The 21232-nt window shown below is 68.8% G+C and carries 22 protein-coding genes and 1 pseudogene; 15 read left to right on the forward strand and 8 right to left on the reverse strand.

Going from position 1 to position 21232, the window contains the following annotated elements; genetic code table 11:
• Positions 1-41 precede the first annotated feature (41 nt).
• The 5 genes and pseudogenes from ACFXDJ_RS29465 to ACFXDJ_RS29485 all read left to right on the forward strand — a co-directional run bounded on the left by ACFXDJ_RS29465 (position 42) and on the right by ACFXDJ_RS29485 (position 4415).
• Positions 42-497 (forward strand): Rrf2 family transcriptional regulator, encoded by a 456-nt coding sequence (locus ACFXDJ_RS29465; RefSeq protein WP_384652853.1) that lies wholly within the window; start codon positions 42-44, stop codon positions 495-497.
• Positions 498-674: 177 nt separating this feature from the next.
• Entirely contained in the window at positions 675-1871 is a 1197-nt protein-coding gene (locus tag ACFXDJ_RS29470; protein WP_384850881.1) for a globin domain-containing protein, read from the forward strand.
• A gap of 112 nt (positions 1872-1983) precedes the next feature.
• Positions 1984-2574 carry an N-acetylmuramoyl-L-alanine amidase gene (locus ACFXDJ_RS29475; RefSeq protein ID WP_384652856.1) on the forward strand — a complete coding sequence of 197 codons (591 nt, stop codon included), beginning with the start codon at positions 1984-1986 and terminating at the stop codon, positions 2572-2574.
• Between the two features lie 19 nt (positions 2575-2593).
• Positions 2594-2728: pseudogene (locus tag ACFXDJ_RS29480) on the forward strand (1-aminocyclopropane-1-carboxylate deaminase); the annotation flags it as partial.
• 76 nt (positions 2729-2804) lie between these two features.
• The gene (locus tag ACFXDJ_RS29485) at positions 2805-4415 is read left to right on the forward strand and encodes a recombinase family protein (protein WP_384652858.1); all 1611 of its coding nucleotides are present in this window, start codon (positions 2805-2807) and stop codon (positions 4413-4415) included.
• Between the two features lie 284 nt (positions 4416-4699).
• On the opposite strand, the gene ACFXDJ_RS29490 is transcribed toward ACFXDJ_RS29485, so the two are convergent.
• Complete coding sequence (locus ACFXDJ_RS29490; RefSeq protein ID WP_384652861.1) at positions 4700-5644, reverse strand: restriction endonuclease; 945 nt, start codon at positions 5642-5644, stop codon at positions 4700-4702.
• A 204-nt stretch (positions 5645-5848) separates the two neighbouring features.
• Positions 5849-7012 carry a DUF3644 domain-containing protein gene (locus ACFXDJ_RS29495; RefSeq protein ID WP_384652863.1) on the reverse strand — a complete coding sequence of 388 codons (1164 nt, stop codon included), beginning with the start codon at positions 7010-7012 and terminating at the stop codon, positions 5849-5851.
• Between the two features lie 187 nt (positions 7013-7199).
• Between ACFXDJ_RS29495 and ACFXDJ_RS29500 the strand changes: the two genes are divergently transcribed.
• On the forward strand, positions 7200-7778 hold the full coding sequence (locus ACFXDJ_RS29500) for a recombinase family protein (RefSeq protein ID WP_384652865.1): 579 nt from the start codon (positions 7200-7202) through the stop codon (positions 7776-7778).
• 399 nt (positions 7779-8177) lie between these two features.
• Here ACFXDJ_RS29500 and ACFXDJ_RS29505 read toward each other — a convergent pair whose 3' ends face one another.
• Together ACFXDJ_RS29505 and ACFXDJ_RS29510 are read right to left on the reverse strand one after the other, a co-directional pair.
• Entirely contained in the window at positions 8178-8648 is a 471-nt protein-coding gene (locus tag ACFXDJ_RS29505) for an NUDIX domain-containing protein (RefSeq protein ID WP_384652867.1), read from the reverse strand.
• A gap of 4 nt (positions 8649-8652) precedes the next feature.
• Positions 8653-9393, reverse strand: coding sequence for a helix-turn-helix domain-containing protein (locus ACFXDJ_RS29510; RefSeq protein ID WP_384652870.1), 741 nt, complete (start codon positions 9391-9393; stop codon positions 8653-8655).
• Between the two features lie 310 nt (positions 9394-9703).
• Here ACFXDJ_RS29510 and ACFXDJ_RS29515 point away from each other — a divergent pair, with 310 nt between their 5' ends.
• Positions 9704-9931, forward strand: coding sequence for a hypothetical protein (locus tag ACFXDJ_RS29515; RefSeq protein WP_351043155.1), 228 nt, complete (start codon positions 9704-9706; stop codon positions 9929-9931).
• Between the two features lie 132 nt (positions 9932-10063).
• Complete coding sequence (locus ACFXDJ_RS29520) at positions 10064-10996, forward strand: 1-aminocyclopropane-1-carboxylate deaminase/D-cysteine desulfhydrase (RefSeq protein ID WP_384850883.1); 933 nt, start codon at positions 10064-10066, stop codon at positions 10994-10996.
• Between the two features lie 66 nt (positions 10997-11062).
• Here the strand turns inward: ACFXDJ_RS29520 and ACFXDJ_RS29525 are convergent, their stop codons facing one another.
• Positions 11063-12643: a Na+/H+ antiporter gene (locus ACFXDJ_RS29525; protein ID WP_384652874.1), complete on the reverse strand. Its 1581-nt coding sequence runs from the start codon at positions 12641-12643 to the stop codon at positions 11063-11065.
• Positions 12644-12707: 64 nt separating this feature from the next.
• Between ACFXDJ_RS29525 and ACFXDJ_RS29530 the strand changes: the two genes are divergently transcribed.
• The 3 genes from ACFXDJ_RS29530 to ACFXDJ_RS29540 all read left to right on the forward strand — a co-directional run bounded on the left by ACFXDJ_RS29530 (position 12708) and on the right by ACFXDJ_RS29540 (position 14673).
• Complete coding sequence (locus tag ACFXDJ_RS29530; RefSeq protein WP_384652876.1) at positions 12708-12968, forward strand: UBP-type zinc finger domain-containing protein; 261 nt, start codon at positions 12708-12710, stop codon at positions 12966-12968.
• Between the two features lie 227 nt (positions 12969-13195).
• Positions 13196-13609 carry an anti-sigma regulatory factor gene (locus ACFXDJ_RS29535; protein ID WP_053676432.1) on the forward strand — a complete coding sequence of 138 codons (414 nt, stop codon included), beginning with the start codon at positions 13196-13198 and terminating at the stop codon, positions 13607-13609.
• On the forward strand, positions 13606-14673 hold the full coding sequence (locus tag ACFXDJ_RS29540; RefSeq protein ID WP_384850885.1) for an RNA polymerase sigma factor SigF: 1068 nt from the start codon (positions 13606-13608) through the stop codon (positions 14671-14673). The genes ACFXDJ_RS29535 and ACFXDJ_RS29540 overlap by 4 nt, the downstream gene beginning before the upstream one ends.
• Positions 14674-14701: 28 nt before the next feature.
• On the opposite strand, the gene ACFXDJ_RS29545 is transcribed toward ACFXDJ_RS29540, so the two are convergent.
• Positions 14702-15139 (reverse strand): hypothetical protein, encoded by a 438-nt coding sequence (locus ACFXDJ_RS29545; RefSeq protein ID WP_384652878.1) that lies wholly within the window; start codon positions 15137-15139, stop codon positions 14702-14704.
• A gap of 83 nt (positions 15140-15222) precedes the next feature.
• Between ACFXDJ_RS29545 and ACFXDJ_RS29550 the strand changes: the two genes are divergently transcribed.
• Both ACFXDJ_RS29550 and ACFXDJ_RS29555 read left to right on the forward strand, forming a co-directional pair.
• Positions 15223-16188 (forward strand): diacylglycerol/lipid kinase family protein, encoded by a 966-nt coding sequence (locus ACFXDJ_RS29550; RefSeq protein WP_384652880.1) that lies wholly within the window; start codon positions 15223-15225, stop codon positions 16186-16188.
• 332 nt (positions 16189-16520) lie between these two features.
• Positions 16521-16778 carry a WhiB family transcriptional regulator gene (locus ACFXDJ_RS29555; protein WP_003953983.1) on the forward strand — a complete coding sequence of 86 codons (258 nt, stop codon included), beginning with the start codon at positions 16521-16523 and terminating at the stop codon, positions 16776-16778.
• Between the two features lie 192 nt (positions 16779-16970).
• Here the strand turns inward: ACFXDJ_RS29555 and ACFXDJ_RS29560 are convergent, their stop codons facing one another.
• A complete protein-coding gene (locus ACFXDJ_RS29560; RefSeq protein WP_384652892.1) occupies positions 16971-18440 on the reverse strand; it encodes a sensor histidine kinase in 1470 nt (489 codons plus the stop codon).
• Positions 18441-18818: 378 nt separating this feature from the next.
• Positions 18819-19412, reverse strand: coding sequence for a TetR/AcrR family transcriptional regulator (locus tag ACFXDJ_RS29565; protein WP_384652882.1), 594 nt, complete (start codon positions 19410-19412; stop codon positions 18819-18821).
• 82 nt (positions 19413-19494) lie between these two features.
• Here ACFXDJ_RS29565 and ACFXDJ_RS29570 point away from each other — a divergent pair, with 82 nt between their 5' ends.
• Both ACFXDJ_RS29570 and nagB read left to right on the forward strand, forming a co-directional pair.
• Complete coding sequence (locus tag ACFXDJ_RS29570; protein WP_384850887.1) at positions 19495-20256, forward strand: SDR family oxidoreductase; 762 nt, start codon at positions 19495-19497, stop codon at positions 20254-20256.
• A 145-nt stretch (positions 20257-20401) separates the two neighbouring features.
• Positions 20402-21187 carry a glucosamine-6-phosphate deaminase gene (nagB, locus tag ACFXDJ_RS29575; protein WP_384652886.1) on the forward strand — a complete coding sequence of 262 codons (786 nt, stop codon included), beginning with the start codon at positions 20402-20404 and terminating at the stop codon, positions 21185-21187.
• The last annotated feature ends 45 nt before the right edge of the window (positions 21188-21232 follow it).

Raw genomic sequence — 21232 nt, forward strand, 5'->3', positions numbered from 1 at the left:
TTAAATTTGCATCGGGTATGCAAGTTTTCTACGGTGGACCCATGCGGCTGACCCGATTCACCGACCTGGCACTGCGCGTCCTGATGCGCCTGGCCGTCGAGGAGACGGACCTCCCCACCACCCGCGAGGTCGCGGCGACCATGGAGGTCCCCTACACCCACACCGCCAAAGTGGTCGCCAAGCTGCAGCACCTCGGCCTGGTCGAGGCCCGGCGCGGACGCGGCGGCGGGCTCGGCCTGACCACCGCCGGACGCACGGCCTCGGTGGGCGGGCTGATCCGCGAACTGGAGGGCGCCGGCGACGTCGTGGACTGCGACGGCACCGTCCCGTGCCCGCTGCGCGGCGCCTGCCTCCTGCGCGGCGCGCTGCGCCGGGCCCAGGAGGCCTTCTTCGCCTCGCTGGACCCGCTGACGGTGAACGACCTGGTCGCGGCGCCGACCGGGCCGCTCCTGCTCGGCATCTCGGGCGGAGCCCGGACGGACCGGCCGGGGCCATAAGACCCTGAGGGCGGGGGCCGGATGGCCGATTCGCACCGCCGGCCGGCCCGCATAGCCTGAACCCGGCAGGGCCTTCGAACAGAAGTCCGCACCGCGGCGGCCCCCGTACACCTGTCCTCAAAAATAAGCATTTCATATGCAGATTTAGATGTTCCACCCCTACGCGAGGAGCAACCGATGCTTTCCGAGAAGTCGACCGCAACCGTACGAGCCACCCTGCCCGCCGTGGGTGCGGCGATCGGCGACATCACGGAGCTCTTCTACGGCAAGCTCTTCGCGGCCCACCCCGAGCTGATCCGCGACCTGTTCAACCGCGGCAACCAGAACGCCGGACTCCAGAAGCAGGCCCTCGCCGGCTCCATAGCCGCCTTCGCGACGTACCTGGTCGAGCACCCGGACGAGCGCCCCGACGTGATGCTGAACCGCATCGCCCACAAGCACGCCTCCCTCGGCGTCACCCGCGAGCAGTACCCCACCGTCCACAAGTACCTCTTCGAGGCCATCGTGGAGATCCTCGGCGAGGCCGTCACCCCCGAGGTCGCCGAGGCCTGGGACGAGGTCTACTGGCTGATGGCGGGCGCCCTCGTCACCATCGAGGAACGCCTCTACGCCGAGCAGCGGGTCCTCGCCGGTGACGTCTGGCGCGAGTGGACGGTGGCCGCCCGGGTGGAGGAGACCGCGGACTGCACCACCTTCCACCTCACCCCGGCCGACGGCGCCCCGGCACCCGGGTTCAAGCCCGGCCAGTACGTCTCCGTCCAGGTCGAACTGGCCGACGGCGCCCGCCAGATCCGCCAGTACAGCCTCTCCAGCGCCCCCGGCTCGCCGGTCCGCTCGATCACCGTCAAGCGCGTCCACGGTCCGGCCGCCGGCGGCCCCGACGGCGAGGTCTCCAACCACCTCCACGCCCGGATCCGCACCGGCGACACCCTGCGCGTCTCCACCCCCTACGGCGACCTCGTCCTCCAGGACTCCGGCGCGCCCGTGATCCTCGCCTCGGCCGGGATCGGCTGCACCCCGATGCTCTCGATGCTGGAACACCTGGCCGACACCGGGCACGCGGCACCCGTCACCGTCCTGCACGCCGACCGCTCCCCCGCCGACCACGCCCTGCGCACCGACCACCGCGCCCTGACCGGCAAGCTCCCCGACGCCCGGGCCCACTTCTGGTACGAGGAAGCCGCCGAGCCCGGCGACCGCGAAGGCCGCCTCGACCTGACCGGGATCCCCGTCGCCCCCGGCACCGAGGCCTACCTCTGCGGCCCCCTCCCCTTCATGCGGGCCGCACGCGAGCAGCTCATCGCCAGCGGCGTGGCACCGGCCGACATCCACTACGAGGTCTTCGGCCCCGACCTGTGGCTCGCCTCGGCGTGACCTGACCCCCACCCGCCCCCGCTACCCGCCCCTGCGCGCCCTTGCGGCGGAACAGCCGCCTCCGCTACACCGTTGGGTGACCGATCACTCACACAGAGTCAAGGAGGCGGCCATGTCCGCACCCATGTCCGCGGACCGGTTCATCGGCGCCCTGCGGGGCGAGGGCCTCACCGTCGTCGAGGTCGGCGAGTGGCGCACGCACAACCGCGACCACAAGGGACCCTGGGGCCCGGTGAACGGGGTGATGATCCACCACACCGTCACGCAGGGGGACTCGTACACCGTCGAGCTCTGCCGCGACGGGTACGAGGACCTCCCCGGCCCGCTCTGCCACGGCGTCATCACCAAGGACGGCCGGGTCCACCTGGTCGGCTACGGCCGCGCCAACCACGCGGGCGCGGGCGACTCCGACGTACTGGCGGCGGTGATCGCGGAGAAGCGCCTGCCCCCGGACCGGCAGGCGGACACCGACGGCAACCGCCACTTCTACGGCTTCGAGTGCGAGAACCTCGGCGACGGCGAGGACCCCTGGCCGGCGGCCCAGCTCGACGCGATCGCCCGCGCGGCGGCCGCCCTGTGCCGGGTCCACGGCTGGACCGCCCGGTCGGTGATCGGGCACCTGGAATGGCAGCCGGGCAAGATCGACCCGAAGGGCTTCACCATGGACTCGATGCGCGCCCGGATCGAGGAGCGCCTGAAGTAGCGGATGCCATGAGAATGGCCTGGTGAACGAGGTACTGCTGCCCCGCCCCCCGTCCCCGCTGGTCGAAGCGCCGGACGGGCGGTTCGCCGCGCACGGCGTACGGCTCCTGCTGAAGCGGGACGACCTCGTCCATCCGGAGCTGCCCGAGAGTAAACCCACTGGTGTTTGCGGGCCTGACCAGCAGAAATAATCGGTTTGGCCCGTGATCACCCCAACCTAGGGTGACTCTCATGGGCATAGCGACGGACCCGGCCAAGTTGTGTGACCTCTACCTGCGCCGCAGCACCTTGCAGGACAACAAGGACACCTTGAAGGCGCACGAACGCGACCTCAGGGACCGGGCGCAGCGTGAAGGACTGACCGTCCGGGAGGTCTGGACGGACGAGGCGTCGGCCTTCAAGGCCGGCGTCACGCGCGAGAAGTTCGATAAGGCCATTGCCGCCGTGGTCGCAGGGGAGGTCCGTCACCTCCTGGTGTGGAAGCTGGACCGCCTGAGCCGCCGAGGGATGCGGCAGGTGGGCGACGTGCTCGACACCTTCGAGAGTCGCAACGCCCGACTGGTCGCGCACATGGACGGCCTGGACAGCTCCGTACCGCAGCACCGTGGACTGTTCGCGTGGCTGGCCGAACAGGCGCGCGCCGAGTCGTACAACACGAGCGTCCGTACTCGGACTACGAAGGCGGAGAAGAAGCGCCAAGGTGCGTGGCCAGGCGGTCAGCCGCCCTACGGGCTGCGGGTCCGAAAGGGCCGGACGACCACGGAGCACCACCCCAAGGAGTACGCCACATCCCGCCGTATCGCGGACCTACTGCTGTCCGCCGAGTCCGCCAGCGCGATAGCGGAGAAGCTGAACGCCGACGGTCTCACGACCCGACGGGGCGGCAAGTGGCGCTCCTCCACGATCACGCAGCTCGCCCACTCCCCCGCGTGGGCCGGCCTGATGCCCACGCATGACCGGTACACGGACGACCAGGGCCGGGAACGGTGGCGTGCGACGCAGGAACCCATGCTGGGCGAGGACGGACAGCCCGTCAGCGTGGGCGAGGGAGTCATCACGTCCGGCGAGCGGGCACGCATCCAGGCTGCCCTGAGGCTGCGCACGTCCGAGTCCATGGCGACCGGACGCCGAGGGAAGCCGGCGGCACAGTCGCTTCTGTCGGGACTCCTCAAGTGCGGGCGCTGCGGCGGCAACATGGTCAAAGGCGGCCCGTCGTACCGCTGCTACCGGCGGATCAACCTGGGCAAGAGCACCTGCCAAGGTATGTCCGTCTTGGTCGACGCTGCGGACGACGCCATGACCCACGCGTTCATCTCGCGCGTCTCCGCGCTGCCCGATGACGACGGTCTCTTGGTGGACCTCGCCATCCGCTGGTTGGCCGTGGAGGATCCGGAGAAGGACGTCCGCCGCACGGAACTCACGCTGGCCGTGGACGATGCCCAGGCCCGCCTGGACAGCCTGGACGAAGCACACTTCGTACAGGGCCGCTTCAAGGGCCCGAAGGGACAGCAGCGCTACGACCAACTACGGGACGCGATCACCGCTCAGTTCGACGCGCTGGAAGCAGAACTGGCCGAACTGACGCGCGCCATAGACATCACGATCCTGCGAGACGGCGAGATGCTGCACCAAGCGTGGATGGCAGCAGACCAGGAACGCGCCCGCATGCTGCTGCGCGTAATCCTCCACTCCGTAGCGCTCCTCCCGTCCCGAGGCCAGGGCTGCAAGGACCCAGTACTCACCCGCTTCAGGTTCCACTGGGTGGGTGAGGAACCCCAGCCCGTGGAGGCCAGCAGGAGCTTTGACGGCCTCCTGCGCGCCTCGTACGCCCCTTCGCAGTAAAAGAACTGCATGGCAGGGATGTAGACGCCTCCTACGGCCTGTGAAGCCTTCGGCGCGGCAGCGCCTGAAGTGACGAAGTGACGGAATGGCGCTCAGCGGCGGGTTACCTCTTATATAGAGTTTTTTTCGTCACTATGCATGGATTAGAACTAACCGTCACTTCGTCACTTCGTCACTCGTGGCGCTCAGAGGCCGTGAGCTAGTACCCCGCCAGCGTGCTGCCCCCTCGCACTCAGCAAGGCCCAGCCGCGCCCGCCAGGGCCGCCCTCAGCGAGCTACGGTCTCTACTCCATGCCAGCAAGAATCGCCGCGACGGGAAGGTGACAGTGGCCCGTCTGGCTCGCGTGCTCCTTCTTCCGCCGGATTAGATCATCGAGGCGGATTCGGCGCTCCAGAACAGCCATGAAGTCACCGCCCTCCATCGTGATGAAAGGTGTGCTGTACCCGTACACGTCGAGGGCGTCCGAGGTGAATCCACTCACGCTCACGTAGAGCCCCAGAGTGTTCTTCCCCTTCCGCTCAATGTTGGCCTTGAAGACATCGAGCATGGGACGCCCTATCCGTCCCTGGCACCACTTCGCCTCGATCACATAGTGGTCGGTGTTGAAGGTGAAGGCTCCGTCGACCTGTTCGTGTTCCATGACGTACGAAGCACGGGGCTCCATGTCGTACAGGCGGAACAGATCGTTGATGAAGCCTTCAAAGTCTCGCCCCCTCTGGTGCGGGTCCGTCATGGCGTGCATCTCGATGAAGCGCAGCCTCAGCGCATCGTGGTCGCCGGCGAAGGCTCGGTCACCTTCGGACCGTTGCGCGCGAGCGATGATCTCCGCAGCGTTCCTTTCATGATCCCTGATCGACGTCTGCTGACCAGTGGTCCAGCGGCGCAACTCCTCTACAGCCGCAGTTGCGCGGGCAATCATGACCTCCCGGTCAACCTGCTGCTCCAGGTTGGGAAACCGGTCCATCTCCGCGACGTCGAGCATCAACTCAATCGTCAAGTCTGCATAGCGGCCTTCATTGGCGCGGAGGTAGTCGACTAGCCGCCCGGCTGTTTCACGCTTCGTCACGCTGAAATCAAGCTGTGCCACCAACTCGCTGTACTTGGCCAGCATGCCGTGCAGATATCGCTGGAACGGAGGCTTGTTCCAGAACACGACCGCCAACGCGTCTGCCAATGCGTTGTACGCACTGGGGTTGATGACCTTCGTTCGCGCGCTGGACTGCTGCACTGCCGCCCCCTTTGCACTCACCACACAGAAAGTGATCGTCCCGCTACGTTATCGGTAAGCGCCCCGCGCGCACATTGCAGACCTGGCGATTGGGCTCCTGCCAGGAGGGATGCTGCCCACCGTCTCGCCTCTGGTCGCACGACCCTGCCGGCACCAGGATGTTGGCACCTTGGGGCCGAGGCCGCCTCTGTGGAAGGGCAGCGATCAGGAAGAACCTCTCGACTGGTACAGGCGGTACGTTTCGCGGATATCGAACCCGGGCTCTTTCATCGCATCCCGCATTTTACGGTAGGCGTTATCCGAGTACCCATGAAGTTGCGTACTGTTGTGAGATCTCTGAATGTGAAACGATTCGTCGCCATCAATTTTCAGTTGCCACCTCAGTGCGGCGGCATACGGCGTACTCAGGTTCAGTTTCTTCGCGAGCCCTCCCCGGGTCCAGTGATACTTGACCCATTTATCTTCAGGCTTGACTGCGGCGGCTACCTCATCAGAGCCAGCCCAGCGGACGGGCGCCCCACTCGTCTTGGTGAAGTGCACGGTCACGTTGATGCCTTCACCATTGACCTCCGTACCAATCGTGGCGAGATTAGGAATTAGAGCCGTCGCATCGTCGCCGCGCTTCATCCCTTGCTCCACCCTGTCTATATCACGCTCACTGATCCTCAGATCTGCGACGTCCAGGGATTGCAGTGCCAGCATTGTGCGTATGCGACCCCGCGCTTCCGCCCCGTGCCTCCTCCCAGGCTGAAGGAGTTCCTTTACCTGCCTGAACTCCTCATCGATCAGCGTTTGGATGTGCTTGGGCGGGTAGGTCGAGATGGGCAATATTCGATCAGGAAGATGTCTCGCCAGCGACTCACCGAACGCTCGCTGAAGAAGATCGTCAAAGAGTGTTATCGCTGCACGCATACAGGTGTAGAGGATTCCCTCCGAAACAACCCCATACCAATGCTGCTCCGCATCCCTGAGCTTTGCCACTAGCCGAAGGTGCCCTGCCTCTTGGTCGGACAGGTTCAGCTTCTCTCTACATACGTTTACACACTTGTCGAATCCGAAGCTCATGTCGGCATCACGGTCGAAAACATCAACCTTCTGCTGCACGAGCGCACTCTTCAGGAGCATTTCAAAGGAGTGCTGGGTCGCCATAAGGACCACAGTTGTCCGACTTTCGGCGGCCTGCGGAGAGTTGAATGCAACGACCGCATTGGTCAAGGAGGCTAGCGCCTTCTCTTTCAGGATGCGGGATTCACGGCGTAGCCTCATTCGCAGCCTCCGACCTCCAGCCGGGTCACCCCGGCCAGCCCCCTCGGGACCTATGTGGAGCCGACCATATCCACTTGTGGGATCTCTGTGAAGGTAGATCACCCCACCAATCCGCGAACCGAGGGATGGACGGCCAGAGCGCCGGGAGCCGTGGTGCGAGTATCAGAAACGATGGTTTACGAGACGGTCCCGCTGGCCGCCTCCACCCCCCGGATCGGTGTTCAAAACCCGTCTCAAAACCTGCCCGAAACTCGTGGTGTTCTGAGACGAGTTTTGAGACGATGTGGTCATGAACACGAACACGGGGCACCTCATCGGTTACGCGCGGGTCAGCACGGATGACCAGGAGGCTCAGCTCCAGCACGACGCGCTTGCCGCAGCGGGTTGCACTCGGGTCTTCACGGACAAGGCGAGCGGCAAGAACACGGACCGCCCGGAGCTTGCCGCCGTTCTCGACTACGTGCGCCCCGGGGACACTCTGTGCGTGTGGAAGCTGGACCGGTTCGCTCGCTCGCTGATCGACCTGGTGAACATGGTGGACGCTCTTGCCGCGCGCGGTATCGGCTTCAAGGTGCTGACGGGTGCGCTGGCGAGCATTGACCCGAAGACCCCGGACGGTCGGCTCATGCTTCAGGTGGTCGGCGCCATGGCGGAGTTCGAGCGCAGCCTGATCAAGGACCGGACCCGCGCGGGTCTGGACGCTGCCAGGGCTCAGGGGCGCGTGGGCGGCCGTCCGGCGGTGATGGATGCTGACAAGCTCGCTGCGGCCAAGGCCCGTAAGGCCAAGGGGGAGAGCGTAACGGCCATCGCGAAGGCCCTCGGGGTCTCCCGCGCGACGCTGTACCGGGCGCTGAGTGAAGCCGAGTAGCCCGATCGTTCGAACCTGAGAGGCCGTCTGCCCCGCTGCGGGTGGGCGGTCTTTCCGCTGTCAGGGCGGGGCAGAGCCGCACTCTGCACACCTAGGAGTCGGCAGGTGCGGTGAAGTGGTGGTTCTTTGGATTTTTGGGATTCCCCTAAGAAACATATGAGGGAAACGGGAAACGGCGTACAACCACCGCTTCACCGCACCCGGGAGGGAGGGCGCAGCGAAAGTTCAGCGCACATACCTTCCGGCGATCCCGGCCCCAGCACGAAGTACGCGGGCTGGGTGTAGGCCCGTTTTTGGGCTGCCCCCTGCGGCCTGGCCAGCAGCAACGTGCACCACGCCTCCCGAGAACGGGCCCCGTAAGGGCCCCTGAACCCCTACCAAGTGGCTGCCAGCGCATGGTTAGCCGAGGTATGGCGCGGGACGGCGCTCCAAGAAGTGTTGGAGGCGCAGGCGTTGAGTGTGGTGCATGGGCAGTGCGTCGAGATCCGCCGGCGCCACGAATCGCAGTTCCGTGCTCTCGTTCGAGAGGGACAGTTCTCCGCCGGTGACGCGGGCCGTGAAGCAGACGTTGAACTGTCGCCTGACCTCGCCGTCGGTGTACTCGATGATGTGCCGGGGGTCCGTGTACGTGCCGACCAGTCCCGTGATCTCCACGTCGAGCCCGGTCTCCTCCTTGACCTCGCGGACGGCCGTGCCGGGCAGCGAGTCGCCCAGGTCCATCCCTCCGCCGGGCAGCGCCCACAGGTCGTTGTCCGTGCGCCGTTGCAGCAGGATCCGGCCCTCGCCGTCGGTGACCACAGCTGATGCGGCCACGACCATGCTGTTCGGCTCGGGCGCATGGGGATCGTCGTAGTACTCGGTCCGGGCCATCCGGTCATGCCTCCACAGGGTGGGCTGTCTCCCACACGGCGTTGAAGCTGTCCGCGTAGGTGTCGAACATGCCGCCGGAGTCGTGGCGGCGAAGGTGCCACACGGGCGCACCGTACGCGTTCACACCCCAGACGTGGGCATTGACCAACACCTGATCATCAGCCCGGTACAAGCTGTTGTAGAGCGTCGTCCCGTGCGTCCGAAGCTCGATGCCCGGCACGCTCGCCAACGGCCGGTAGTGCAAGAGAGCGAGGCGACAGCGGGATTCGATGCCATGCCCGAACTTCTCTTCCTGTCCTCGCTGCTGGACGTTCTCGCTGTCCGCGTCGCCGACTGCGATGCGTACCGCGCACCCGTCGGCAGCACGCTCCCGCAGGAGATCGTTCAGCCGGGGATACGCCTCGTGCAGGAACACCGCCGCGTAGACCAGGACGTCGATGCGCTCGCGCGCTGCCGCAAGGAGATCCACGAACACGGATACGGGAAGGTCTGCCCGCTGGTCGTACAGAGCGACCAGTTCCGGACTGACGGCCCGCGCTGCCCGTGCTTGCCGGAGCGCCGGCCACAGGGCGTGGATGTCCTCGCCCAACGTCTCCGCCGCCTTGAGTGCGGTTGCCCGGCGTGGGGTGCGCCCGAGGTTCACCCAGCGTTCCACGCTCTTCGGGTCCACGCCGGTCACGCTGGCCAATGAGGCATGAGTCCAGCCGCCGGATGCCATGACAGCCCTTAACCGCTCGTTCTGCATGGGGACGTTCTACAGGCTGTGGGACGTCCCGAAGTGCCGAACGTACGAGGTTCCCCCGTCCTGATCATCGGCGGGACGATCGCGGCACCAGCGGACGGTGAAGGGGTTTCGGTATGGCGCCGGGATTGTGGCAACAAGTCGAACAGCGGCATCCGTTCCCCGTGCCCGACCCCGATCCAGCAGACCCTGACTGCGACGTGTGCGGGGCACTGGTCGCTCAGCGCACTGAGTGCTACCGGCGCCGGGACCTCTCGGGGGTCGTGGACTGCAACGTGGAGATCCGCCAGCACCCGCACACGGAGGTGAGTCGATGACCCGCGCCGTGCTCCGCTACGTCCCCCACACGATCCGGCACGCCCCCGAAGGCGGGGTGACGTACGAGGCGTTCTGCGTCGCCCAAGGCTGTGGAGCCGAGTCCGGCGCTCACGACGAACAGGCGGACGCGCAGGACTGGGCACTCCGGCACGCCGGGCGGACGGGGCACGACCTGTTCAGGCGGGTGTTCACGGATCACGCGCGCGTCACCCGCCAGACGTAGACCCCGGCCCGCTGGGCGACGGCGATCAGGGCAGTCCAGCGCGCCGGCTCCGGCCCCGCTCACACCACCCGAATGGCGTGGGCGGGGCTCTGACGTGCGACGGCACGGGCAGGAGCGCCCCACAATGGACGGGTGAATCGCCCCGCGAACGTTGACGTGCTCTTGCAGCCACGCCCGCCGTCCCCGTTGCAGGAGATCCGTGACGACAGGTTCGAGCGGTACGGCGTCCGCTTGCTACTGAAGCGGGATGACCTGATCCACACCAACGTCCCGTGGGACACGGACCTACTTGGACCAGTGGACCTGTACCCTCCGGGCAACAAGTGGCGCAAGCTCGCGCCGAATCTGCGGGCGGCCGTCGTGGGCGGGTACCCGGCGCTGGTCACCTTCGGCGGGGCCTACTCGAACCACCTGCGCGCCACCGCCGCGGCGGGCCGCCTGCTGGGTCTGGAGACGGTCGGGATCGTACGGGGCGACGAGCTCGCGGGGCGTCCGCTGAACGAGTCGCTGGCCCGGTGCGCGGCCGACGGCATGCGGCTGCACTTCGTGTCCCGGTCGGCCTACCGGGACAAGGCGGGGCTCCCGGCGGAGGCCGGCGCGGGCGACGCGTACGTCGTCCCCGAGGGCGGCAGCAACGCCCTCGCGCTGACCGGCTGCGCCGAGGTGGGGCGAGAGCTGCGCGGCGGCTCCGACGTGGTCGCGGTGGCCTGCGGCACCGGGGGCACGTTGGCCGGACTGGCGGCGGGCCTGGATTCCGGGCAGCGGGCGGTGGGGGTGCCGGTGGTCGGGGGCGGCTTCCTGGAGGCGGAGATACGTTCCCTCCAGGCGGCGGCGTTCGGCGGTGTCGTCGGCGACTGGTCCCTGGCGGAGGGCTTCACGCACGGGGGCTACGCCCGGGTCCCGGCCGAGCTGGAAGCCTTCGCCGCCGACTTCGAGTCCCGGCACGGCCTTCCGGTGGAGCGGATCTACGTGGCGAAGCTGCTGTGGGCACTGCTCGCGCTGACCCGCGGGGGCCGCTTCGCGCCGGGCACGACCCTGACGGCGGTGGTCACGGGCCGCCCGTAGCCGCCGCCCTGCGGGGCGACGGCGGCGCGCCCGCGCACGGTGACACCCGCTCCGGCCGGGGACCGGCTACGCGGACTCCTCGCGGTAGGCCGCCGCTTCCTCCAGGTCCAGGCGGCGGAGCAGCACGCGGAGCATCTCGTCGTCGATGCGCCGCGCGTCCCGCAGGGAGACGAAGACCTCGCGTTCCGCCGCGATCATCTCCCCTGCCAGGCGCCGGTAGACGTCGTCCGCCGACTCCCCCGTCACCGGGTTGACCTCGCCGAGGCGCTCCCACACCGCGTTGCGCCTGCGCTCCAGCACCGTCCGCAGCCGGTCGGCCAGCGGTGGCGGGAGGGCGTTCGACGGGGAGGCCAGGAGTTCCGTCAGGCGCTCCTCCGCCGCCCGCGAGGCCTCGCTCTGGGCCTGGGCCTCCGCCAGGGTCTCCGCCTGCGCGTCCCGGGCGGGGAGGCGCAGCAGCCGGATGAGCGGGGGCAGGGTCAGGCCCTGCACCACCAGCGTGCCGATCACCGTCGTGAAGGTCAGGAACAGGATCAGGTTCCGGTGCGGCACGCTGATCGGTACGGAGAAGGCGATCGCCAGCGAGACGACGCCCCGCATCCCGGCCCATCCGACGATGACCGGAGCCTTCCAGTTCGTCTCCGGTTCCCGTTCCCGGATCCGCCGCGAGAGCGAGCGCGGCAGGAAGGTCGCCGGGAAGACCCAGGCGAAGCGGGCCACCACCACGACCGCGAAGACGGCCAGCGCGTATCCGGCCGCGGCGAGGCCCTCGTACTGGCCCAGCCCCTTGAGGACCACCGGCAGCTGGAGTCCGATCAGGGCGAAGACCACCGATTCGAGGATGAAGGCGACCATCTTCCAGACCGCCTCCTCCTGGAGCCTGGTCGCGAAGTCCACCTGCCAGGCCCGGTGCCCCAGGTACAGGGCGACGACCACCACGGCCAGCACCCCCGACGCGTGCACCCGCTCGGCGGCCGCGTAGGCCACGAACGGGATCAGCAGCGACAGCGTGTTCTGGAGGAGCGGTTCGCGGAGCCGTTTGCGCATCACGTGGATCGGGACCATCAGCAGCAGGCCCACGCCCACCCCGCCCACGGAGGCCAGCAGGAACTCCGCGATCCCGCCCGCCCAGCCGGCGCTCACCCCGACCGCCGCCGCCAGCGCCACCTTGTACGCGGTGATCGCGGTGGCGTCGTTGACCAGGGACTCCCCCTGGAGGATGGTCGTGATCCGGTTCGGCAGCCCGAGCTGGCGGGCGATGGCCGTCGCCGCGACCGCGTCGGGCGGGGCGATGACCGCGCCCAGCACCAGCGCCACCGGCAGCGACAGATCGGGCACCACCAGGTACGCGGCGTACCCGACGACGAGCGTCGCGAAGAGCACGTAGCCCACCGAGAGCAGTGCCACGGGCCGCAGGTTGGCCCGCAGGTCCAGGTACGAACTGTCCACCGCGGCCGTGTAGAGCAGCGGCGGGAGCAGCAGCGGCAGCACGATGTGCGGGTCGAGGCCGTACGAGGGCACGCCCGGCACGTACGCCGCGATCAGCCCGGCGGCGACGAGCAGGAGCGGCGCGGGCACCGGGGTGCGGCGGGCCAGGCCCGCCACGATCGCGCAGCCCGCGACCAGCGCCACCAGCGGCAATACCTCCATCGAAGATCATCCTCGCTTGATTCGCGTCGTCCTAGGGCGCCCACACCTCAGTACGCTGGCCATCATGAGCGAGTGCACCCACGTTGCCGAACTGCCGCGCCCCGAGCCCGCCCCCCTTGCCCCGACCTGCCCCGAATGTCTGGAGCTCGGCAGCCATCCGGTGCAGCTGCGGATGTGCCTGGAGTGCGGGTACGTCGCCTGCTGCGATTCCTCGCCGCACCGGCACGCCACGGCGCACCACCGCACGACCGGCCACCCCGTCATGCGGAGCTTCGAACCGGGAGAGACCTGGAGATGGTGTTTTGTCGACGGTTCGATCGTCTGAAGCGGGGTAGGTCAACCCTCCGCCGGTTCCCCTGATTTGGGCCCGCAGACCCCTAGCCACTGTGCGTACCCATGGGCTTACCATCAGTCACTGGTCGCAGGCATGGCCATCCGGCCAGTCGTGTTCGACGGGGCCTTGCGCTCTCCAGCACGGGGTGCCGCGACACGATCGCCCGGATCGCGATAGCGTCACCGGCGAACAGAGCTCGTACCACCTTGGAGGTGAGGGTGTCCCAGATCGCAGGCGAGCCCGGGACCCAGGACTTCGTGGAAGTCCGGCTGCCCGCTGCGGGTGCCTACCTGTCGGTGCTGCGAACGGCCACGGCCGGCCTCGCGGCACGTTTGGACTTCACCCTCGACGAGATCGAGGACCTCCGCATCGCGGTGGACGAGGCCTGCGCGATCCTGCTCCAGCAGGCCGTGCCCGGCTCCGTCCTCAGCTGCGTCTTCCGGCTGGTGGATGATTCGCTGGAAGTGACCGTCTCCGCGCCGACCACCGACGGCCGGGCACCGGAGCGCGACACGTTCGCGTGGACGGTCCTCTCGGCCTTGGCCGGGAAGGTCGAGGCCACGGTCGAGGAGGACCGAACGGTGAGCATCAGCCTCTACAAACAGCGCGGCGCGGGACCAGGCCCGGCGTGAGCGGCGGGGAGGTCCCGGTGCGGGGCGGGGATCGGCCCCGGGTACGGCACGAGGTCGACGGGGGCATTCCGGAACAGCAGCACGCCCGGCCGCACCCGGCGGACACGGATGCGGAAGACGGCTTTTTGGACTCGGCGGAGCGACGGGCGGGCCCTGTGAGCGACAACCAGCACGACCAAACACTGCCGGTCCAGCCGACGGGGGCCGCTGCCACGGCCCCCGGGGCCCCGGCTCCGGCGGTACCTGGCGCCGACGCGCCGGAAGCCCCACAGGCTCCGGTGTTCACGGCCCCGTTGCCGCTGCCGGATCCGCGCGACCGCAGTGGCGCCCGGGCCCTGTTCATCGAGCTGCGGGCGCTGCCCGACGGCTCGGTGGAGAAGGCCGAGCTGCGCAACCGGCTCGTACGGATGCACCTGCCGCTGGTCGAGCACCTGGCGCGGCGCTTCCGCAACCGCGGCGAGCCGCTGGACGACCTGACCCAGGTCGCCACCATCGGCCTGATCAAGTCGGTGGACCGGTTCGACCCGGACCGCGGGGTCGAGTTCTCCACGTACGCCACGCCCACGGTGGTCGGCGAGATCAAGCGCCACTTCCGTGACAAGGGCTGGGCGGTACGCGTCCCGAGGCGGCTCCAGGAGCTGCGGCTCTCGCTGACCACGGCGACGGCCGAACTGTCCCAGCAGCACGGCCGCTCCCCCACGGTGCACGAGCTGGCCGAACGGCTGGGGATCTCCGAGGAGGAGGTCCTGGAGGGCCTCGAATCGGCCAATGCCTACAGCACCCTCTCGCTGGACGTCCCGGACACCGACGACGAGTCGCCGGCGGTCGCGGACACCCTGGGCTCGGAGGACGAGGCGCTTGAGGGCGTCGAGTACCGCGAGTCGCTCAAGCCGCTGTTGGAGGGGCTGCCGCCGCGGGAGAAGCGGATCCTGCTGCTGCGGTTCTTCGGCAACATGACCCAGTCGCAGATCGCGCAGGAGGTCGGCATCTCCCAGATGCACGTCTCCCGGCTGCTGGCCCGCACCCTGGCCCAGCTCCGCGAGAAGCTCCTGGTCGAGGAGTAGGAGTGGGGAGCGGGGCCGGCGCCCTCGGCTATCGGGCCCGTTCCCCGGGCCCGATGCCCAGCGCCACGGTCGCCGTCGGGTTCACCAGCAGCGCGACCACGGCCACCGCGGCCACGCCCAGGGCCACGGCGGCGACGGTGATCGCGCCGCCCGTGTTCCACAGGGTCCAGGCCACCGGGATGGACATCAGCTGGGTGATCAGTGCCGGGCCGCGGCTCCAGCGGCGGCCCAGGCGCAGCCCGCGCGCCGCGATCAGCGGCAGCGCGGCGAGGCCGAGCAGGGTGATCCCGCCCGTCTCGGCGATCTTGAAGGACTCGGAGCCGCCGCCGATGCCCGCGTACAGCATGTAGACGCCGAGGCCGGCCAGGGCCACTCCCTCCAGCGCGGTGAGCGCGGCGGCCGCGGTCAGCCTGCGCGGCAGGGCGGCGGGGACGACGGACGCGGTGGGGGTGGGCTTCGTACTCACCCCAGCAGGGTATCCGCGTGGCTCGCGCCCCCGGAGGGACGGGCCGTATGGGACGTCTGTGAACGGGTCGGTAGGCTGCGCTCATGCGTGCACTCCTCGTGGCCAACCCAGCAGCGACGACCACCAGTGCGCGCACGCGCGATGTCCTGACCCACGCCCTGGCCAGCGAGATGAAGCTGGAGGCGGTCACCACCGAGTACCGCGGGCACGCCCGCGACCTGGGGCGCAGGGCCGCCGAGACCGGAATCGACCTGGTCGTGGCCCTGGGCGGGGACGGCACCGTCAACGAGGTGGTCAACGGACTGCTGCACGAGGGCCCCGACCCGGACCGGCTGCCGGGGCTCGCGGTGGTCCCCGGCGGCTCCACCAACGTGTTCGCCCGCGCGCTCGGCCTGCCCAACGACGCGGTCGAGGCGACCGGCGCCCTGCTGGACGCGCTGCGGGAGCGGCGCGAGCGGACCGTCGGCCTGGGCCTGGCGGCGGGCACTCCGGGTACGGAGGACGAGTCGGTGCCGGCCCGCTGGTTCACCTTCTGCGCGGGCTTCGGCTTCGACGCGGGTGTCGTGGGCCGGGTCGAACAGCAGCGGGAACGGGGCAAACGTTCGACGCACGCCCTGTATGTACGACAGCTGATGCGCCAGTTCTGGGAGGAGCCCAACCGCCGGCACGGCTCGATCACGCTGGAGCGCCCCGGCGTGGATCCCGTGACGGACCTGGTGCTGTCGATAGTGTGCAACACGTCACCCTGGACGTATCTGGGCAACCGGCCGCTCTACGCCTCCCCGGAAGCGTCGTTCGATACCGCACTTGACGTATTGGCACTGGACCGTTTGTCAACTTCGGCGGTCGCCCGGTACGCGACACAGCTCCTGACCTCGACTCCTGAGCGCGGCCCGCACGGAAAGCATGCGGTGTCTCTGCATGATCTGACCGACTTCACCTTGCATTCCAAGGTGCCGCTTCCGTTCCAGATGGACGGAGACCACCTCGGACTGCGCACCAGCGTTCGGTTCACAGGCGTACGCCGTGCACTGCGTGTGATTGTGTGAGTGGAAGGGCCCAAAGTCCTTTCACTCGAACGTTTACACGCCGGTCCACCCCCACGAACTAGGGCTGTGACCTAGTAGACACCGACGAATCAAAAAAAACTTTCCGGAAGGGGTTGTATCCCCGTCCGAGGTTTGCGAATCTCTACATGGCGATCGGGACAGCCCGCAGAACCCGGCACCCACACAGACCGCCAGAACCCCTCCACGAATCTCAGGCAGCCCAGGGCGAGTTTTTCCCCAAACTGGGCGGTCACCCTTCCCTCACGAAGGGATTCGTGAAAGCGTTCACATTCACAAGCAACCTGCCCGCAATACAAGGAGATGGAGCAGCCATGGACTGGCGTCACAACGCCGTTTGCCGCGAGGAAGACCCGGAACTCTTCTTCCCCATCGGCAACACCGGTCCTGCGCTGCTGCAGATCGAGGAAGCCAAGGCCGTCTGCCGCCGTTGCCCCGTCATGGAGCAGTGCCTGCAGTGGGCGCTTGAGTCCGGCCAGGACTCCGGTGTCTGGGGCGGTCTCAGCGAGGACGAGCGCCGTGCGATGAAGCGCCGCGCCGCTCGCAACCGGGCGCGCAACGCCAGCGCCTGACAACGACTTTCGAGCCTCGACGCGCAGCGCGTAGTACCCATATAAGCGCTCAGCAACGTGCTCTTGAGCCCCGGACCGAAAACCATTCGGTCCGGGGCTCAGTGCTGTCCGGGGCCGCTGCTCTTCGGAGCGAACGAGCGGGCCTCACCCTGAGTGACGGGGCCGGTGCTCCGGGCCCGTCCCTCCACCGCCTTACTTCTGCGAGATCGCCGGTATGTCGAGGACGACCTTGGTGCCGCGCGGCTCGGCCGCGACCATGTCGAAGCTGCCGCCGAGCTCGCCCTCCACGAGGGTCCGTACGATCTGCAGCCCGAGGTTGCCGGCCCGCTTGGGGTCGAACCCTTCGGGCAGACCGCAGCCGTCGTCGATCACCGAGATCAGCAGCCGGGCATCGGCGCGGCCGCTCCCCGAGCGGTTCGCGGACACCTCCACGGTGCCGCCCTCCCCCTGGGTGAAGGCGTGCTCCAGGGCGTTCTGCAGGATCTCCGTGAGCACCATCGCCAGCGGAGTGGCGACCTCCGCGTCCAGGATTCCGAAGCGTCCGATGCGCCGGCAGTCGACCTTGCCCGGGGAGATCTCCGCGACCATCGCGATCACGCGGTCGGCGATCTCGTCGAACTCGACCCGCTCATCGAGGTTCTGAGACAGCGTCTCGTGCACGATCGCGATCGAACCGACACGGCGGACCGCCTCGTTCAGCGCCTCGCGCCCCTGCGGGGAATCCATCCGCCGGGCCTGGAGGCGCAAGAGCGCGGCCACGGTCTGGAGGTTGTTCTTCACCCGGTGGTGGATCTCCCGAATGGTCGCGTCCTTGGTGATCAATTCACGTTCGCGACGGCGCAGTTCCGTGACGTCACGGCACAGGACCAGGGAGCCGATCCGGGTTCCCTTGGGCTTGAGCGGAATGGCGCGCAGCTGGATGACCCCGCCGTTGCCCTCGGCCTCGGTCTCGCGCGGGGCCCAGCCGCTGGCGAGCTTGACCAGCGCCTCGTCCACCGGGCCGCGCGAGGGAGCGAGTTCGGAGGTGATGTTGCCCAGGTGCTGGCCGACCAGGTCGGAGGCGAGGCCGAGCCGGTGGTAGGCGGAGAGCGCGTTCGGGGACGCGTACGTCACCACGCCGTCGGCGTCCAGCCGTATCAGGCCGTCCCCGACACGCGGGGAGGCGTCCATGTCCACCTGCTGGCCGGGGAACGGGAAGGAGCCCGCCGCGATCATCTGGGCCAGGTCGGAGGCGGACTGGAGGTAGGTGAGCTCCAGCCGGCTGGGTGTACGCACAGTGAGCAGATTGGTGTTGCGGGCGATGACGCCCAGCACCCGGCCCTCACGGCGCACGGGGATCGACTCGACGCGGACCGGCACCTCCTCGCGCCACTCCGGGTCTCCCTCGCGCACGATGCGGCCCTCGTCGAGCGCGGCGTCGAGCAGCGGACGGCGGCCGCGCGGGACCAGGTGGCCGACCATGTCGTCCTGGTACGAGGTGGGGCCGGTGTTCGGGCGCATCTGCGCGACCGAGACGTAGCGGGTGCCGTCGAGGGTGGGGACCCACAGCACGAGGTCGGCGAAGGAGAGGTCGGAGAGCAGCTGCCACTCCGAGACCAGCAGGTGGAGCCACTCCAGGTCGGTTTCACTGAGAGCGGTGTGCTGGCGTACGAGGTCGTTCATGGAGGGCACGTGGCGAGCGTACCCCGGGTATGGGCCATGACTTTCCGCAGCGCGATACCGCGGAGTATCCAGGAGCCCCGGGTTCCGCGTAGGGTTGGAGGAAGTGACGGGATGCAGGGGCCCGTCATTGGATGGACAGAACAGATTGGTCTAGTCCACAATTGCTTCATACTTCCGCCCTCCCCGCACAGGAGGACGGATCGAGGTAAGCCGCGCGCTCTGCCCTGACCGCGCGGGACCTCCCACAGGCCGTCGGGAACCGCACACCCGTCGGTCGCAAGTACTCCGGGCTACGGTGCCGGGCGGGCTGAGGGTCCCACCCGGCACCGTGCCCAGAGGAATGCGCACAGAGGAACGTGCCCAGAGGAACGTGAACCCCTACTGCGGCCAGGCGAGCATCGCCACTTCCGCCACCGCCTCCAGCTCCTCCCGGCCCGCCCCGTCGCGCGACTGCTGGGACATCCCCTGGAGCACGGCCCCGGCGTACCGGGCCAGCGCCCGCGCGTCCGTGGTGTCCGGCAGGACGCCCGTGGCCATGTCGGCGCGGATCCGGGCCTCGAACGTCACCAGGTTGGCCTCGCGCCGTTCGCGCAGCGCCTGCGCCACCTCCTTCGAGGTGGTGTTGACGGCCGCGCTGATCACCATGCAGCCCGGCGGGTGGGCCGGGTCGGTGTAGACCTCGGCCGCCTCGCGCAGGATGCGACCCACGGCCGCGCGGGCGGTGGGCTCCTCGGCGAGCGCGACGGCCGCGAAGTCCCCGTACCGGCCGCCGTAGACCACCACTACCTCGTCGAAGAGCTTGCGCTTGTCGCCGAAGGCGGCGTAGAGGCTCGGTGCGCCGATGCCGAGCGCGGCGGTGAGGTCGGAGATCGACGTGGCCTCGTAGCCGTTCTCCCAGAAGGCGAACATCGCCTTGTCGAGGGCCGCGTCGCGGTCGAAGGAGCGGGGCCTGCCGCGCTGTCCGGTCACCATGAGCTCATTCTATAGCGGCCGCTATGGAATCTGATACGGTCACCTCGTTCTGTATCGATCGCTACTGAATGGGGGGCTCGCCATGGGCGCGCTCAAGGGGAAGACGGCACTGGTCACGGGCGGCAGCCGGGGCATCGGACGGGCCGTCTCGCAGCGGCTGGCCCGGGACGGGGCGCTGGTCGCGGTGGCCTACGGGAGGAACGAGGCGGCGGCGAAGGAGACCGTGGCCGCCATCGAGGCGGCCGGCGGGCGGGCGTTCGCGATCGCGGCCGAGCTGGGCGTCCCGGGCGACGCACAGGCCCTCTGGGCGGCGTACGCGGCCCACCCGCTGGCCACGGAGGAGGTGGACGTGCTGGTGAACAACGCGGGCGCGGCCACCTTCGCGGACATCGCCTCGACGGACGAGGAGGCCTACGACCGGGTCCACGCGCTCAACGCGAAGGCCCCGTTCTTCGTGATCAAGCACGGCCTGGCGCGACTGCGGGACGGCGGCCGGATCGTGAACGTGACCGGCACCCCCGAGATCTCCCTCCCGGCGATCCTCGCCACGGCCATGGCCAAGGGCGCGGTGAACGCGCTGACGGTGTCGCTGGCCGCCGAGCTCGCGCCCCGGGGCATCACGGTGAACTCGGTGGGCCCGGGGATCACCGAGACCGAGCTGAACGCGGGCTGGCTGGCCGATCCGGCGGCCCGCGCGCACGCCGCCTCCCGCTCGGTCTTCGACCGCATCGGCACCGCCGAGGAGGTCGCGGACGTGGTCGCCTTCCTCGCCTCCCCGGACTCCCGCTGGATCACCGGCCAGCACCTCTCCGCGACGGGCGGGCTCCAGCTCTCGCTGCTCTAAAGGCTTGTCGCGGGCCCGGCTCCCGGGAGGCCGGGAGCCGGGATCCGGACCACCATGGGAGTGTGCGAAGACAGGTCACGGAGGGCCTCCCTCTGCTAGATTGGTCTATACCACAATCGTCACACTCCAGATCGGCAGGCCCCGCGTGGAAGTTGTCATCGTCCCGGACGCCAAGGCAGGCGGCGAGCTCATCGCGGAGGCCATGGCCGCCCTGGTCCGCCGCAAGCCCGACGCCCTGCTCGGCGTGGCGACCGGCTCTACCCCGCTGCCCATCTACGAGGCGCTGGCCGCCCAGGTCAAGGCCGGCAAGGTCGACGTCTCGAAGGCCCGGATCTGCCAGCTCGACGAGTACGTGGGCCTGCCGACCGGACACCCCGAGTCCTACCGCGCCGTGGTGCTGCGCGAGGTCGTCGAGCCGCTGGGCCTGTCCGAGGACTCCTTCATGGGCCCCGACGGCAGCGCCGCCGACATCGTCGGCGCGTGCGACGCGTACGACAGGGCGCTCGCCGAGGCCGGCGGCGTCGACCTCCAGCTGCTGGGCATCGGCACCGACGGGCACATCGGCTTCAACGAGCCGTGTTCCTCGCTCGCCTCCCGCACCCGCATCAAGACGCTGACGGAGCAGACCCGCGTGGACAACGCGCGCTTCTTCGACAACGACATAGACCAGGTGCCCCACCACGTCATCACCCAGGGCATCGGCACCATCCTCGACGCCCGCCACCTGGTCCTGCTGGCCACCGGCGAGGGCAAGGCCGAGGCCGTGGCGCAGACCGTCGAGGGCCCGCTCTCCGCCCTCGTCCCGGCCTCCGCGCTCCAGCTGCACCGCCACGCCACGATCGTCGTGGACGAGGCCGCCGCGTCCAAGCTGAAGCTCGCGGACTACTTCCGCCACACCTACGCCAACAAGCCGTCCTGGCAGGGCCTGTAAGCAGTACCGGTATGCGACGAAGGGCCGTGCTCCCCCAAGGGGAGC

This window comes from Streptomyces sp. NPDC059443, from assembly GCF_042750105.1.
GTDB lineage: Bacteria > Actinomycetota > Actinomycetes > Streptomycetales > Streptomycetaceae > Streptomyces.